At 60.8% G+C, this 15,770-nt stretch carries 8 protein-coding genes and 2 pseudogenes; 4 read left to right on the top strand and 6 right to left on the bottom strand.

From position 1 onward, the window contains the following. Positions 1-3 precede the first annotated feature (3 nt). Positions 4-201, top strand: coding sequence for a YbdD/YjiX family protein (locus MME58_RS21980; RefSeq protein ID WP_003313802.1), 198 nt, complete (start codon positions 4-6; stop codon positions 199-201). Between the two features lie 93 nt (positions 202-294). Beyond that, entirely contained in the window at positions 295-1,272 is a 978-nt protein-coding gene (yjiA, locus tag MME58_RS21975; protein ID WP_054984808.1) for a GTPase, read from the top strand. 58 nt (positions 1,273-1,330) lie between these two features. Here yjiA and MME58_RS21970 read toward each other — a convergent pair. Next, a pseudogene (locus MME58_RS21970) lies at positions 1,331-1,594 on the bottom strand (PAAR domain-containing protein); the annotation flags it as partial. A 182-nt stretch (positions 1,595-1,776) separates the two neighbouring features. Beyond that, complete coding sequence (glyA, locus tag MME58_RS21965) at positions 1,777-3,030, bottom strand: serine hydroxymethyltransferase (RefSeq protein ID WP_054984810.1); 1,254 nt, start codon at positions 3,028-3,030, stop codon at positions 1,777-1,779. Between the two features lie 341 nt (positions 3,031-3,371). Here glyA and MME58_RS21960 point away from each other — a divergent pair, with 341 nt between their 5' ends. After that, on the top strand, positions 3,372-6,110 hold the full coding sequence (locus MME58_RS21960; RefSeq protein ID WP_055005162.1) for a HopW family type III effector protein: 2,739 nt from the start codon (positions 3,372-3,374) through the stop codon (positions 6,108-6,110). Between the two features lie 84 nt (positions 6,111-6,194). Here MME58_RS21960 and MME58_RS21955 read toward each other — a convergent pair whose 3' ends face one another. From MME58_RS21955 to MME58_RS21940, 4 genes and pseudogenes are all read right to left on the bottom strand, one after another. Then, on the bottom strand, positions 6,195-7,646 hold the full coding sequence (locus MME58_RS21955; RefSeq protein WP_055005163.1) for an amidase: 1,452 nt from the start codon (positions 7,644-7,646) through the stop codon (positions 6,195-6,197). A gap of 47 nt (positions 7,647-7,693) precedes the next feature. After that, positions 7,694-8,634: pseudogene (locus MME58_RS21950) on the bottom strand (SphA family protein). A gap of 96 nt (positions 8,635-8,730) precedes the next feature. Beyond that, positions 8,731-9,723 (bottom strand): helix-turn-helix transcriptional regulator, encoded by a 993-nt coding sequence (locus MME58_RS21945; protein ID WP_054984812.1) that lies wholly within the window; start codon positions 9,721-9,723, stop codon positions 8,731-8,733. A 138-nt stretch (positions 9,724-9,861) separates the two neighbouring features. Then, entirely contained in the window at positions 9,862-13,698 is a 3,837-nt protein-coding gene (locus MME58_RS21940) for a sensor domain-containing protein (RefSeq protein ID WP_082427550.1), read from the bottom strand. Positions 13,699-14,080: 382 nt separating this feature from the next. Between MME58_RS21940 and ettA the strand changes: the two genes are divergently transcribed. Then, entirely contained in the window at positions 14,081-15,745 is a 1,665-nt protein-coding gene (gene ettA, locus MME58_RS21935; RefSeq protein WP_005620563.1) for an energy-dependent translational throttle protein EttA, read from the top strand. Positions 15,746-15,770 lie beyond the last annotated feature (25 nt).

Raw genomic sequence — 15,770 nt, 5'->3', positions numbered from 1 at the left:
CCCATGTTCAATGACCTGAGTCGCCTCGGCAAATACCTCGGTCAGGCCGCGCGCCTGATGGTGGGCATGCCGGACTACGACACTTACGTAGAGCACATGCAGAACACCCACCCGGACAAGCCGGTGATGACCTATGAGCAGTTCTTTCGGGAGCGGCAGGAGGCGCGTTACGGCGGCAAGGCCGGTCCGAAATGCTGTTGATCCGCTGATCTGCGTTATTGTTTGATCCGACGCGCCGCAGGCCATCACCTGTGGCGCGTTTTCATTTCAGCTGAATGCCTCGCCAGGAGCCTTATGACTGAGCTGCAACCCATCCCCGTGACCGTGCTGACCGGCTTTCTGGGCGCCGGCAAGACCACCTTGCTGCGCCACCTGCTCAAGGCCGAACACGGCCTGAAAATCGCCGTGATCGAAAACGAATTCAGCGATGCAGGCATCGACAGCCAGTTGCTCGGCACCGACCCGGTGCAGATCATGACCCTGTCCAACGGTTGCGTCTGCTGCACCATCCACACTGACCTGACCAAGGCGCTGTACCTGCTGCTGGAGCGTCTGGACAGCGGCGAGATCGTGTTCGACCGGCTGGTAATCGAATGCACCGGGCTGGCCGATCCCGCGCCGGTCGCGCAGACCTTTTTCATCGATGAAGAGCTGCGCGAGCGTTACATCCTCGACGGCATCATCACCCTGGTCGACGCCGCGCACGCCGATACTCACCTGGCGCAAACCATCGCCCAGGCGCAGATCGGCTTTGCCGACCGGTTGCTGGTCAGCAAGCGTGATCTGGTCGACGATGCAGCCTTCGATGCCCTGAGCGCGCGCCTGACCCGCATCAACCGCCGCGCGCCGATCCGTATCGTCGAGCACGGCAGGATCGACCTCGCCGAACTGCTCGACGTACGCGGCTTCAACCTCAACGCCGACCTCGGCGGCGGCATGATCCTGCGCCCACTGGCCCCGACCGGCAATTCCGCTGACCGCATCAGCAGCCTGGTCCTGCGCAGTGAAAAACCGCTGAACCTGGACCGCCTCAGCGAGTTCATGAACGAGCTGCTCGAAGACCACGGCAAGCAACTGCTGCGCTATAAAGGTGTGCTCAACATTGAAGACGAGCCCCGCAAGATGGTGTTCCAGGGCGTCCTCAAGCTGTACGGCTTCGACTGGGATGCGGAGTGGGCCAAAGGCGAGCAGCGCGAGAGCGTGATCGTATTTATTGCCGATGAGTTGCCGGAGGAGAAGATTCGGGCGGGGTTTGCGGCAATGGTGGGGTGACAGGGGGCGCGCAGGCTCGATTTATTACTCATGATTTGCACCGGGCCCTGCGAAGTCAACTACCGCCGAAGCTGTCCTGGCTTCCGGTAATGAGGGTGCCACCATGGCTGCCGAGGCTCCCCATGTGAGCCATGGGGCGTCCGTCGACGAGTATGTTGGTGAAGCCGGAAACAATGACGGCCCCGCAAGCGGCCCGGTCGCCTGTCCGGGCGACCGGCAGGCCATTGACGAGAACGGTGGGGCTGGCGGAGACCAGAGATGTAAGTCCGTGGCCGGGTATCGGGCAGGCATGTGGGTCGGTGAGTCTGGCGACAGGAATCATGTTCACGCTCGTGTATGCAAGCCACGCATGCTTGCGCATTTGATGCTGATGTTCTGTAGGAAATTGCTGCAGTTCAGGAAAGAAAGGACTGATATCTGGCTTGGAAATGCTTTGAGCACGCAGCAAAAAGCCCCGGCTCTCACGAGCCGGGGCTTTTTGGTACTGCGTTTAAACCAGGCTTATCAAGCGCCGTAAACCGGCAGCTTCGCGCAGATGGCCTTGACCTTCTCGCGAACGGCGTCGATCACGGTGTCGTTGTTCAGGTCAGCCAGGATGTCGCAGATCCAGCCCGCCAGTTCCTTGCACTCAGCTTCCTTGAAGCCGCGAGTGGTCACTGCCGGGGTGCCGAAGCGCAGGCCGGAGGTGACGAACGGCGAGCGTGGGTCGTTTGGAACGGAGTTCTTGTTGACGGTGATGAAGGCGCGACCCAGGGCGGCGTCGGCGTCTTTACCGGAGATGTCCTGCTTGATCAGCGACAGCAGGAACAGGTGGTTTTCGGTACCGCCGGAGACGACGTCGAAGCCACGCTCGATGAACACACCGGCCATGGCCTTGGCGTTCTTGACCACTTGCTGCTGGTAGGTCTTGAACTCAGGCTGCAGCGCTTCCTTGAAGCACACGGCCTTGGCTGCGATGACGTGCTCCAGCGGGCCGCCTTGGGAGCCAGGGAATACCGCGGAGTTCAGCTTCTTCTCGATTTCGGCGTTGGCGCGCGCCAGGATCAGGCCGCCACGTGGGCCGCGCAGGGTCTTGTGGGTGGTGGTGGTCACGACGTCAGCGAATGGCACCGGGTTCGGGTAGACGCCTGCGGCGACCAGACCGGCTACGTGAGCCATGTCGACGAACAGGTAGGCACCGACCTTGTCGGCGATTGCGCGGAAGCGCGGGAAGTCGAGGATCTGCGAGTAGGCAGAGAAGCCTGCGACGATCATTTTCGGCTTGTGCTCGACGGCCAGGCGCTCGACTTCGTCGTAGTCGATCATGCCGTTGGCGTCGATGCCGTACTGAACGGCGTTGTACAGCTTGCCCGAGGACGAAACGCTGGCGCCGTGGGTCAGGTGACCACCGTGAGCCAGGCTCATGCCCAGAATGGTGTCGCCGCCTTGCAGCAGGGCCAGGTAGACCGCCGAGTTGGCTTGCGAACCCGCGTGTGGCTGGACGTTGGCGTAATCAGCGCCGAACAGCTCCTTGGCGCGGTCGATGGCCAGTTGTTCGATAACGTCGACGTACTCGCAACCACCGTAGTAGCGCTTGCCCGGATAGCCTTCTGCGTACTTGTTGGTCAGGGCCGAGCCCTGAGCTTCCATGACGGCCGGACTGGTGTAGTTTTCCGAGGCAATCAGCTCGATGTGTTCTTCCTGACGCAGAGCTTCTTGCTCCATGGCGGCAAACAGATCGGCGTCGTACTTGGCGATAGTCAAATCACGGCTGAACATGGCAGTCCTCAAGGGGGCATGGCGGAAAAGGCGGCTATTCTACCCCATCGGGTTTTATCTGGCATATGAAAGGCAGTCATCTTGACCAGTGACGCCGTTCACGCGGGTTTCGACAAGGTCTGAAATCATGGATGTGCCGCAGGCGCAAGGCTCGTTCTGTAGGGGGCTCGCCCACATGAGAGGGTCGAGATCGATTTAGTCATCGGCGGCGTGAACCGGGCACATCCACTCGAATTTCCAGCGATCACGCATCTATTTACCTTCAACTGCCGGAACCGTTCCGGGCCGGACGACACTCAGTGGTCTGTTGCCCATACCCACCGACAGTAGGTAAAAACGCCATGATGCCCTCTCAGATCACGCGCTCCTCTCATTCCTCATTGCCGGAGGTTGCTCCTGCGTCCGGCGATGCAACCGGCGTTAGTGAGCAAACTCCGCAGCAGGTTCGTACCGTAGCGTTTTTTACCTCCGGCGAACTGGCCGTGGCATTTGGTCGCACCTCGGCTGCGCCAGCGCAGGACTCTGTGCGTCTGTTGTCTGCTCTTCAGCGTGAGCTGGATAAACAGCATCCGTCCTGGCACACCGTTGCTCAACTCTGTCAGAGCCTCGCCGAGGTCGGCACGACCGAGCAGGGCTGGCATCAACTGGCAAGCGAGGATCAGATGCCGGCGCTGAGAGAACTGCTTGACCGTTGTACTCACCGGCTGGCCGATATGCCGGCTTCTCACGCATCTCACGACTCGCTGTCGCTGGCCTGTGAAGGGCTCAGGACGGCACGGCTGCACCAATCCGTCGCTCGTTTGACCGCCCGACCGTCCGCCCTGGCCCGTGCGGTTCCGGATCTGCTGACGTTGACTCATCTGGATCCCGAGACGCTGGGCGCAGAGCCCCCCGTTGTTTCGTCTTACACGCTCTTCAGTCATTTCGTTCGCACGGCCAAGCAGCGTACGGCGGATTTGAATGACAGCCTCCAGCGTCAACCCGACGCGGTCGTCAGTCTGCTGCGCTCACATGCCGACACGCTCAATGATCTGGAGATGTTGCCGGGCGCATTGCAGGCATTGACCGAAAATTGCCAGGACGCGCCAGCCTGCAATGAATTGCGCGAGCTGGCGGAAGTGGCGGGGGCGCTGCTGCAGCTATTGCGCGAACACGATCTTTTGCCGAGGCTGGAAGAAATCTCCATCGAGCCAGGCGAAGCACCTGCACCTGGCCACGAGCCTGCCGAGCCCAGGCTGACCACACGCCAGGCATTGCTCAAGGCCGGCGGCAATCTGGTGCGCAAGTTTGATGCCTACGGGGCGCTCGCGCCGATGGATGACAAGGCGTTGCTGGCTTTGATGCGCACCCCGGCGCCACACCTGTCGCCCGATCAGATGCATGCCTTCCTGAACAAGCATGTGCTGCATCTCACGCAAGAACAACGCGATATCGTCAGCAATACCCCGCTGCCCTTCGCCCCTGAAGAAGACATCGAGGCTAGGTTCGGCATGGGTTTCGATGAAAAACTGCGGTTGGCGCTGGCCAACGGTTCGCTGGTGTTGAGCGAGGAGCAACTGGCCCGTCTTGGTGATTTGCCAAGTGCCGCTACCACGACGTCCGACGTTGTGAAGACGCTGCTGGAAAAGCCATCGTCTGCGCTGAGCGAAGCCGAGCGTGACATGTTGGGCGCAATCGTTCAGGCCAATGGTCAGGGGCAACTCGACGCCTGGCGCGCTCACAACGAACAGTTGCCTGCAGTCTTGAGCCGCTCGGGGCTGCCCTCTGATGTGAAAGAAGAGTTGCTCAGCCTCAACAAAAGCATGAATGCCGAACTGGGCACGCTCAAGAACGGCGCCTCGCTCAAGAGTCGCGTCCTTGCAAGCCCGGCGATGCTGCTCGCGCTGGCACCCTTGCCACTGGCCGTGGCGTTCGTCAGCAAGGACAACTCCTACAGCTCATCGCTGGTTGCCCACTTCACCAAGAACGCGGTGTTCATGGCTGGCCTGATGATGAACGAGCTGACCAACGCGCGGACCAATGTCGATCACGGCCTGAACCGCTACTTCGTCACCGTGCTGGCCAACGCCATCGTGGCGCAGCCCACCTTTGCCAGGAACGAACACCTGCTGGAGCAGGTGGGCTTCGGTATCGCAACGGCCGTGGCATCGGGCGCAGCCACGCTGGGCGTCTTCAACCGTGAATCGATCGTCGCTGCCTTCAAGCTCGCCAAGAGCAAGCTTTCCAGGCAAGACACCGGGAACGCCCGCATCCCGGAGGAAGACCATCTGGCCGTGGTCAAGCATTTCGACGTCAGCGAGCATTTTGCCCAGCAGATGAAAGTGGCGACCGAATTGTACAAGCAAGACAAAAGCATCACTGACATCATGAACTCGAGCCTGACATACCTGGGCACCAAAAGCAGCGAGTTCCAGGCCAGGTTCGAAGTCGCCGATGCCCTGCGGGCAGGGCTGCAACTGGCCGAGGGGGAGCGCAAGGCGGACCCTGACTTCTACACCAAGCTGGGCCTGGTGGCCTTGACGGCGAGTATCGGTGCGGCGCTGGTGATGTTGATGAAAAGCATGGTCGGCAAAGCCGATTACGCGGCGGATGGCGTCTGGTGCGTATCGGAGATGCTCAAACTGGCCATGAACCCTGAAGTCGATATGCAAAAGGCGGTTCAGGTCTTCAAGGAAATCGTCGGTCTGAATCTGGTGATGACGGGGTTTCTGGGCGTCAACAAAGTCTGGAATTTTCTCGACAAGGGGATCAAAGGCTACGCCTCCGGTGCTGCGGTCCTGACCGCAGCCAACCTCACACTTCCCGGTATGGTTGGAGAAGTGGCTGGCGCAGCGGCCGGCAAGGGGTTGAGCTACCTGACTGACAAAGGCAAGGCGGCGCATCAGGCCGGCAGGGCGGCAGCGTCCTGGGCCGGAGATTACGTCAGCACCTCGCGTTTGGGGAGCGCGGTCGGCACCCTGCAAACGGCAATTCCGGGCAGGATTGCAGGCGGGCAGGTCGTGGCGGGTCTCTACGACCGCTTCCGGTACCTGACCTGGTCGCACCCGGCGCCTGCACCGCAAGCGGCTGGCGAGCCATAAGCCTGTAGCCGGTAGACCACCGCCAGCAAGGCAGGCGGTGGTCTTGCCTGGCTTACCACCATCACCGCCAATAATCCCTTCGCATCAACCCGCGCAAGCGTTTAACGGCGGCCTGCGTGCGGCCCACGGCTGGGCGCGCTCCAGTTGCCCGGCAAGGCTCAGCAAGGTCAGTTCGTCGCCAAACCGCGCGGCAAAGTGAGAACCCAGCGGCAGCGAATCGGCTGTCCAATAGAGGGGCACGGACATGGCTGGCTGGCCAGTCGCGTTGAAGATCGCCGTGAAGGGCGAGTAGCTGTGCGAAAGCGCGATGAAGTCCTGCAGGGACCGGCTGTCGTCATCGAAGACCAGTTCTCCCAGGCGGGGTGGCGCGCGGTTGAGCGTCGGGGTGAGAACAATATCGTACTCTTCGAAGAAACCGGCCATCGTCCGGCCCAGTGCATGCATCGACTCGACCGAGGAAATGTAGCGTGTCGCAGGCAGTTGCCCGCGTTCGCGCAGAATGACACGGGTGCGCGGCTCCAGTTCGTCCATGGCGACCGGGAAGCCGCGCATTTTGCCCAGCAGATCGAGGTAGCCTTGGGTGTGTGAACCGATGATGTCGAACGTCGCGTCGAGGAATTCAGGCAGCCGGACCGGCAACGTCGCCGGGACCACGTAATGCCCGAGCGCCTCCAGCAAGGCCGCAGTGTGTTGCAGTGCAGCCAGGGCCTCCGGTTCTGCCGGCCACGGCGATATTGCCGAGGTCAGGGCGATTTTCAGACGCTTGGGATCGCGTCCTGCGGCGTGTGCAAAGGGCGTCGCTGGCATGGGCGCGGCGTAGGGAGCCCCCAGGTCACTCCCGGCAGTGGCGTCGAGCAGGGCGGCGCTGTCGCCTACCGACAGGGTAATCGCGTGAGCGGTGCTCAGGCCTGCCCAGCCCTCGCCGACCATCGGGCCTGAAGGCAGCAGGCTGCGTGATGGCTTGAAGCCGAATACGCCACAGCAGGAGGCCGGTACGCGAAGCGAGCCGCCGCCATCGTTGCCATGCGCGAAAGGGATGGCGCGTGCCGCAACCAGAGCGGCTGCGCCCCCACTGGAACCGCCCGCGCTGTGTTGCGGATTCCAGGGGTTGCGGGTCGCGCCGAAGCGTTGCGATTCGGTGCTGTAGGACACGCCGAATTCTGGAGTGGTGGTCGTGCCGATCAGTTGGCAGCCTGCATGACGCAGCCGACTGACGATTTCGCAGTCGATGTCTGAGCGAAACTCGCCCAGCACATGCGAGCCACTGGTCATCCGTGCCCCGGTCATCGGGGTGAACATGTCTTTCACCAGGGTCGGTACGCCTGCCATGACGCCCTGTCTGACGCTACTCCCGCTCGCTTGGCTGCGCGCCTGATCGTAAAGCCTTTCGCTGACGGCGTTCAGGCTGGGCTCGACCTGCTCGCCCCGTGCGATGGCGGTTTCCATCAGCTCGCCGGGGCTCACCTCGCCATTGCGTAACAGTGTTGCCAGGCCACGGCCGTCCAGCGTATTGAATAATTCGTGCAGGTCTTTCATCGATGGTCTCCAGGATTGAAAGCGTGTCGTCGCGTTACGCGCGCCACTTAGAAGCTGATGCCGGTACGCAGCGCCACGGTGTAGCCCTCGGCACGGTTGTGGGCGTCGAACTCCTTGTAGGCGTGCAACCAGATGGGGGGCAGCCCGGCGCCGGGTTTGAAGTAACTTACTGCAGGGCCTGCGGCGATTACCCGGGCGCGATTGCCGCGGGTCAGCCCCGGCGCGTCGTCGTCCGACAGCTGCCGGTAGTAGTAGCCGCCCACGCCGACGGTCCAGTCGCCGACATGCTGGCCCACTGCAAACTCATGTCGGTACTCAACGCCACTGCGGTAATCGGTGTCGGGGTTACGCGCATTTATATCGATCTGGAAACTCGAGGAAACCTCGAAGCCGCCGGGTGAAATGTAGGTCGCATTCAACAGCGGAGAAACCGTCCAGTGATGGGTGCCAGGGCTGACCAGACGGTTTTTGTCGTAGTCCCCCGTGGGCGCCTGAATCATCAGTTGGGTATTGATGCCCAGCCCCGGCGCGAGCTTCCAGTCCAGGATGATCGGCACCACTTGCAGGTCCGCCTGACGAAACAGCGATGCACTGTCGCTGAATACCCGCTGCCCCCCCCCCCGACGTTCACGCCCAGGTCGGCATCCATCTTGAAAAAGACCGGCACCACCGCGAAACCATAGCGGGCACCCAAAAACTCCTGCTCGGTCATTCGCAAGTAGGCGAGGCCGATCGCCAGGACGTTGATCTGGAAGTCGTTGGGGCTGTCATTGCCGTGGCTGTCCTTAATGACATCCGCGTGGTAGTTGCTGATGCGCAGGCCGACGGTGCCATTGGGGGGGGTGGGCGGCATGAAGCCTGCGCCAAAGTCGAAAACGCCAGCAGCTGTCGTGGGCGCAGCATTTTCGGTGGCACAGGCCGTGGACGATAACCACAGGATTGCCATGGCGAGCCCTGAAGCGCTAAGGAAGTGGTTTTTTAATGACATCGGTAAGTGCCTTGTTATTTTTATGGGCGAGCACAGCCCTCCCTTGCGGGGTGGCAGTCATTGGAAAAACCGGAAATGGGGTAGAGCGCGTTGGCGTCAGCCGTCAGTCAAATGCAGTAACTGGGCGATCTGCGCTTTACGGGTGACACCGAGCTTGTTGTAGATCTTTCTCAAGTGGTGCCGGACGGTGCAGGGGGATACACCGATGTTGCGCGCGACTTCCTTGTACGTCTGTCCGACCGCAAAGCCTCGGGCAACCTGAAGCTCGCGCGTGCTCAACAGCTCCAGACTGCTGCGTCGCCGCGCCGTCAATAGAACGAGGTCGCCCACCGGCTGCAACGTGATGTGCAGGTTATGACTCGAATAGCCCTCTTGAGGGTTGCACTGTCGGGGTAGACGATTGGACGGTCTGTCGGGCCATTCCGAGCCCAGCATTGACGAGAACGCAGGCTCCATGGAAAGCAGCACGCCGTAACGATTGCTCACCGCCATGGCGGTCTCATCGTAGGCGCCCTGAGTTTCCCGCAGAGTCGTGAGCGTACGCAGATAACTGGCCTGTTCAGCGGCGATCAGATGCGGCATCAGCCACTCGATCAGGCGTTTGTCCAAGGGCGAGAAGGGCGTGTGACCAGCCGAGCGAAACAGTGTCAGATGCACGCCCTGCTGGGTGTGAGGGTCGGTCAGGACAATGCCCAGCGCGAAGCAAAGATCGTATTGGCGACCGAGGTCGGCAAGCGCAGGAGGTGCATCCGCTGCCGTGCAGTGAATGACCTGACAGACGCCCTGGGTCTGATGCATTCTGCCGACGCTGGCGTCCGAGGTCTTGAGTTGCTCCCACTCGGCGGCGTAACCGTTGGGCAGGCCCAGCAAAAAGGAACTGTGCTCGACGGGCCAGTTGTCACGCCAGGTAGATCTTCCCCACCAAGCCTTGTCGAACTGCACCAGTGCGCGCACCCGTTCAAGCGCCTGTTGATGGAATGTAGAGATCGACGCGCTGCTGACCTCGGTCTGAAGCTCGAGAATCACCTTGTTCAAGGCTTCGACGACCTGACAGGAAACACTGTGCAGGGACGTTGTATCGCTGATCATGCTACCCCCTTGTGTTCTTTGTTATGGGTAGAGCGCTCGCTGTCATTGACGCTGTGCGAGGCAGTGGCTCAAGTCTACTCATATTCAAGGGTTCGGCTATCGTTCAAATGGACGATGGCCGGGGAGCGAGGCTCGCCCTCAATCCAGCATGAACAGCGCATCGTTGCTGAATTGCGCTTCGAACTGGCCAGGCGGCATCGGGCGGCCGAACAGGTAGCCCTGGACTTCGTCGCAGCCATGCTCGCGGAGAAACTCCAGCTGCTCGTGGGTTTCAACGCCTTCGGCAATGACCGAGAGGTTCAGGCTGTGGGCCATGGCGATGATTGCGCGGGCAATCTGGGCGTCCTGCTCGCCGGACGGCAGGCCGTCCACGAAAGTGCGGTCGATCTTCAGCACATCGATCGGGAACTGTTTGAGGTAGTTCAGCGACGAGTAGCCGGTGCCAAAGTCATCAACGGCGATACTCAGGCCAAGGTTTTTCAGACCGTCGAGTATTTGCATGGCTTCGTTGACCTCGCGCATCAGGATGCTTTCAGTCAGCTCCAGCTCCAGACACGCAGGTGACAGGCCGGTCTGCTCCAGAATGTTGGCGATGCGCTTGCCAAGCTGGCCGTCCGAGAACTGTCGCGCCGAAATGTTGACCGACACTTTGGGGACCCGGACCCGCGCCTGATGCCAATGCTTGAGCTGACGACACGCTTCGCTGAGTACCCAGTCGCCGACTTCCACAACCAGCCCGAGCTCTTCGAGCACCGGGATGAAGTCGTTGGGCGGAACCAGCCCGCGACGTGGATGGCGCCAGCGCAAGAGGGCTTCCGCGCCTGTCAGGCGTTTGCCGTCACCGCTGAACTGCGGCTGGTAATAGAGGGTGAACTCCTGCTGTTCCAGCGCGTGACGCAGATCGCTTTCCAGCTCCAGGCGTTCCAGCGCCGTCGCGTTCATGTCCGCCTGATAGAACTGGAAGTTGTTCTTGCCGCGTTCTTTGGCGTGATACATCGCGGTATCGGCGTTCTTCATCAACTGGCTCAGTTCATTGCCGTCCTGCGGGCTGAGCGCGATGCCGATACTGGCGGTGACAAAGAACTCGCGGCCTTCAAGCACAAACGGCGTTACCAGGCTGGTCAGAATTCGTTCGGCCACGTGAATGGCGCGAGTCAGTGCGGCCTCGCGCGAGGTGTCAGGCTGCAGCAGCAGGGTGAATTCATCGCCGCCCATACGTGCCACGGTGTCGTCGGAAGACACGCAGGCGAGCAGCCGCGTGGCCATCTCCTGAAGCATCCGGTCGCCGGCAGCGTGGCCCAGAGAGTCGTTGATCGGCTTGAAGCGGTCGAGGTCGAGGAACATCAGCACCACCCAGGCCTGTTGGCGCTCGGCCTGCTGCAGCGCCGAATGCAGGCGATCCTGAAACAGGGTGCGATTGGGCAGATGCGTCAGGGCGTCATAATAAGCCAGGCGGTGAATACGGTCCTCGCTGGCCTTGCGCTCGCTGATATCGCTGAAAAAGCACACATAACTGGCCAGATCGCCTTCGTCATCGAGCACTGCGGTAATGCCGACCCAGGCCGGGTAATGTTCGCCGTTGCGGCGCTTCAGCCTGATTTCGCCCTCCCATGTGCCCTGGCCGTTCAATTGCCTGAGGATATAGCGCAGATGGGTTTCCTGATCGGACTCCACCGTGAGCATGCCCGGCAGCTGGTCGAGTACCTGGGCCACTTCGTAGCCGCTGACGCGGGTGAACGCCTCGTTGGCCTGCACGATATAGCCAGCGGGGTCGGTGATCAGAATGGCCGATGTCGAGTGTTCAAATACCGTGGCCGCCATGCGCAGGTCTTTTTCAGCCCGCCGCTGCTGACTGATGTCCCGCCCAACACCGAATATGCCCTCGAAATGACCGTGTTCGTCCCACACCAGTACCACTCGCAGCTCCACCGGGATCTTGCGACCGTCTGCCCGCAGGCAGTCGAACAGAAACATTCTGGTCGTCACCTCTTCGCGCAGTCTGGCGAGCTCCTGAGGTTTGTGAAGCACCTTGCCGATGCGGCTGATGAGCGCGTCGAAACCAAGCACTTGTTGCGGGTTGGCAATGGCGGCGGACCAGCCGTTGCGGATAATCCATTCGGCGCTGTAACCCAGCGCGCGTTCCACCGAGGGGCTGACGTAATTGACCACCAGTTGGCCGTCGGTGGAAAAGATCACATCGCTGATGCTTTCGGCGAGCATGCGGTAGCGCTGCTCACTGTCACGCAGCGACTGGCTGGATGCAACCTGTTCGGTGATGTCCTTGGCAATGCCGATGATGCGGGTGACCAGGTGTTCTGCGTCCCAGGCCAATGCCTGCTCGCGAACATCGAAACACCGCCAGTTATTCTCGCGATCCTTGAAACGCAACACGCATTGCAATAGCTCGTTATGACCGTGATGGCGCTGACGCAGGCGCATGTCCTGATAGCTTCGGGCGTCGTCAGGGTGCAGCAGAATTTCCCAGAAAAACTCGCCCATGACGCGCAGCTCGGACTTGCTGTAGCCCAGCGTGTGGCCGAAATGGTGATTGCTGTAGATCACACGCTGGCTGAGCACGTCCTGAACGTACAAGTGGTCCGGTACGGTCCGCACCACATCGGACCAGAAGCTTTCACGGTCCAGCAATGACAGCTCGATCTGTTTGCGGCTGGTGATATCGCCGATGCTTAGAATCACGGCATCGAAGTCGCTGCGTGCCTCGGGCAGGCGCATGACCAGCCAGAGGTGCTGATCCTGTCCGCTTGCGCGGGTCAGGCAGATTTCCAGTTCCAGCCGTGGCTGCCCGGCCAGAACAGCCTGAATCACCTGAACGCCGATGCCGGGGCGCGACCGCGATTCACCCTCGATCAGCGGCTGCCACGCTTGTTCACTGTGTTCGATTTCCAGCAGGCCCAGGGCAACTTCGTTGAGTTCGCTGATTCGCAACTGCTGCAACAGTCTTTTCAGCGAGGCTGGCTGGCTTTTAAGCAGGCGATCAAGGTCTTCGTCAGTCCTGACCTCAAGTGCTTCCAGTTGCTCCTGCAGTCCGGACATGTCCATGACACAGATTGCAACGCCCGCACCTTCGAAGATATCGCGATAGCGGCGCCGGCTTTGCAGCATCTGGCGCTGGCGTTTGCGCAGACTCATCAGGGCGATCAGCGGCAGGATCGACAGCAGCAGGCCGATCAGGCACTTGCCGATCAATGGCGCAAGCAGTTCACTGCGCGCCTTGTAGGTATCGAACAGGCCTCGCAGTTGCCAGTCACTGTTGCTCAGCGGCTGAAGCAGGACGGTTTCGGACAGGCCACTGTCCGCATCGTTGGAGGGTGCCGGTTCGCGGAGGATAACCCGCTGGGTCTTGCGCTGTTCGAGGCGCCATACATGTTGAAAGTCCTGAGCCGGCTGGCTGGCCAGGTCTTTCAATGCCTCGGGCGCCATGCGCAGGGCCCAGTAGTCGCCGCTAACGCCGCCGCCCTGACGAATCAGTACATAAACCTGTTTGCCGTCCTCGGTGCCCGTGTAGAAATAGGGGTTGCCTTGCGCCTTTTTCATGGCCTGCTTGAGAAATTCCCCGTCGCGGGATGCCTCGGCGCTGTCACTGACGATGTCACCCGCGGGGTTCAGCCGGGCCGCGCTGCGCAGAGCGGGCAGGGCCATGCGCAGGCTGGCCAGCGCCGTCGGCTGCTCCAGCCGGTCGCCGGCGGATTGCGCTTCGTCCAGCAGGTTCATGGCGATTTGCGCCTTGAGCGCCATGTTCAGGCTCATCCGGTCGGAAAGCTGGACGCTGTATTCCAGGCTGCGCTGACGCTGGCGCTCCTGAGTCTGATGAAACTGCTCGATCAATTGCCAGAGCAACAGGGCAAGCACCACCAGTACCAGCGCCGCCAGTACACCTTTTACTGAGTCACGCAAAGGCCTGGTCGCACTGTCTGTAGCGACACTGGATGACGGCAGAGGCGTTGAAGTGGGCAAATCGTTGTTCCTGACTGCTGGACTGAAGCAGCGATGCTTTATGTAAAATAAGCGGGTCGCCCAAAGAGGGCGGCTAGCATGCCTTTACTTGTGGCAGAGTGCCAGCCTCATTGGGCCGGATCGTTTGCCCTGCACGCTGCATTCGGGTAGCTTTGCGCAACGCGCGGTATCCACCGACTCCTGCATGAGTGACTCCACTTTTTGCAATATCGACCAGGCTTTATATTTGCCAGCACGGCCCCGATCTGTTCCGCCTGGGTTAATTCAAGGCTTGGAACGGTCTCGCGGCAAGTCTTACGGACAAATAAAAGCTTTTTTCCGGCCGGAGCTTTAAGCTCGCGCTTCAAATCGGTCCTCATCACAGACGCTAGGTTTTCATTCCATGGCTCAATACGTCTACACCATGCATCGGCTGAGCAAAGTTGTGCCGCCGAAGCGTGAAATCCTGAAAAACATCTCTCTGTCTTTCTTCCCGGGTGCCAAGATCGGCGTGCTGGGCCTCAACGGGTCGGGCAAGTCCACGCTGTTGAAGATCATGGCGGGCGTCGACACCGAATTTGACGGCGAAGCGCGCCCGATGCCGGAACTGAACGTGGGTTATCTGCCGCAAGAGCCACAACTTGATCCGGAAAAGACGGTTCGTGAAGTGGTTGAAGAGGCGGTCAGCGTCATCAAGGACGCCCAGGCGCGTCTTGATCAGGTTTACGCTGAATATGCCGAGCCGGACGCTGATTTCGACAAGCTGGCTGCCGAGCAGGCCAAGCTTGAGTCGATCCTGCAAGCCAGCGACGGTCATAACCTGGAGCGCCAGCTGGAAGTCGCCGCCGACGCGCTGCGTCTGCCCGCCTGGGATGCGAAGGTTTCGGTCCTGTCAGGCGGTGAAAAGCGTCGTGTTGCGCTGTGCCGCCTGCTGCTGTCTGCACCGGACATGCTGCTCCTCGACGAGCCGACCAACCACCTGGATGCCGACTCTGTCGCTTGGCTCGAGCATTTCCTGCACGATTTCCCGGGTACTGTGGTTGCCATCACGCACGACCGTTACTTCCTGGACAACGTGGCCGGCTGGATTCTGGAACTCGACCGCGGTGCGGGCATTCCTTACGAAGGCAACTATTCTGGCTGGCTGGAAGCAAAGTCTGACCGTCTGGCTCAGGAATCCAAGCAGCAGACAGCCCATGAAAAGGCCATGAAAGACGAGCTGGAATGGGTCCGCAAGGGCGCCAAGGCACGTCAGTCCAAATCCAAGGCGCGTCTGCAACGCTTTGAAGAAATGCAGTCGCAGGAATTTCAGAAGCGCAGCGAGACCAACGAGATCTACATCCCGGCCGGTCCGCGTCTGGGCGACAAGGTCATCGAGTTCAAGAACGTCACCAAGGGTTACGGCGACCGTGTGTTGATCGACAACCTGTCGTTCTCCATGCCCAAAGGCGCCATCGTTGGCGTGATCGGCGGTAACGGTGCCGGTAAATCGACCCTGTTCCGCATGCTGATGGGCAAGGAGCAACCGGATTCGGGCAGCATCGAAGTTGGCGAAACCGTGCAATTGGCCTGTGTAGATCAGAGCCGTGATGACCTGGACGGCAGCAAGTCGGTGTTCCAGGCGGTTTCCGATGGCTCCGACGTGATCCGTATCGGCAACTATGAAATCCCGTCGCGCACCTACGTCGGTCGCTTCAACTTCAAGGGTGGCGATCAGCAGAAGTTCGTCAAGGACCTGTCCGGTGGTGAGCGCGGTCGTCTGCACCTGGCGTTGACCCTGAAAGAGGGCGGCAACGTGCTGCTGCTCGACGAACCGTCCAACGACCTTGACGTCGAAACCCTGCGTTCGCTGGAGGAAGCGCTGCTGGACTTCCCGGGCGCCGCCATTGTGATCTCCCACGATCGGTGGTTCCTTGACCGCGTGGCCACGCACATTCTGGCGTACGAAGACGATTCGCAAGCGATTTTCTTCGAGGGCAACTACACCGAGTATGAAGCGGATCGCAAGAAGCGTCTGGGCGAAGCTGCTGCCCAGCCGCACCGCGTGCGTCACAAGAAACTGGCCTGATCAGCCCCGGCAGCGCTGTTCCCGT

This window comes from Pseudomonas syringae pv. tagetis, assembly GCF_022557255.1.
GTDB classification, from domain to species: domain Bacteria; phylum Pseudomonadota; class Gammaproteobacteria; order Pseudomonadales; family Pseudomonadaceae; genus Aquipseudomonas; species Aquipseudomonas caricapapayae.
Note: the sequence above shows the minus strand (reverse complement) of the source record. Positions and strands in the feature narration are given on the sequence as shown.

Bases quoted from the DNA above. Each gene is read 5' to 3' on its own strand.
- MME58_RS21980 (WP_003313802.1), top strand. From the start codon at position 4: ATGTTCAATGACCTGAGTCGCCTCGGCAAATACCTCGGTCAGGCCGCG.
- yjiA (WP_054984808.1), top strand. From the start codon at position 295: ATGACTGAGCTGCAACCCATCCCCGTGACCGTGCTGACCGGCTTTCTG.
- glyA (WP_054984810.1), bottom strand. From the start codon at position 3,030: ATGTTCAGCCGTGATTTGACTATCGCCAAGTACGACGCCGATCTGTTT.
- MME58_RS21960 (WP_055005162.1), top strand. From the start codon at position 3,372: ATGATGCCCTCTCAGATCACGCGCTCCTCTCATTCCTCATTGCCGGAG.
- MME58_RS21955 (WP_055005163.1), bottom strand. From the start codon at position 7,646: ATGAAAGACCTGCACGAATTATTCAATACGCTGGACGGCCGTGGCCTG.
- MME58_RS21945 (WP_054984812.1), bottom strand. From the start codon at position 9,723: ATGATCAGCGATACAACGTCCCTGCACAGTGTTTCCTGTCAGGTCGTC.
- ettA (WP_005620563.1), top strand. From the start codon at position 14,081: ATGGCTCAATACGTCTACACCATGCATCGGCTGAGCAAAGTTGTGCCG.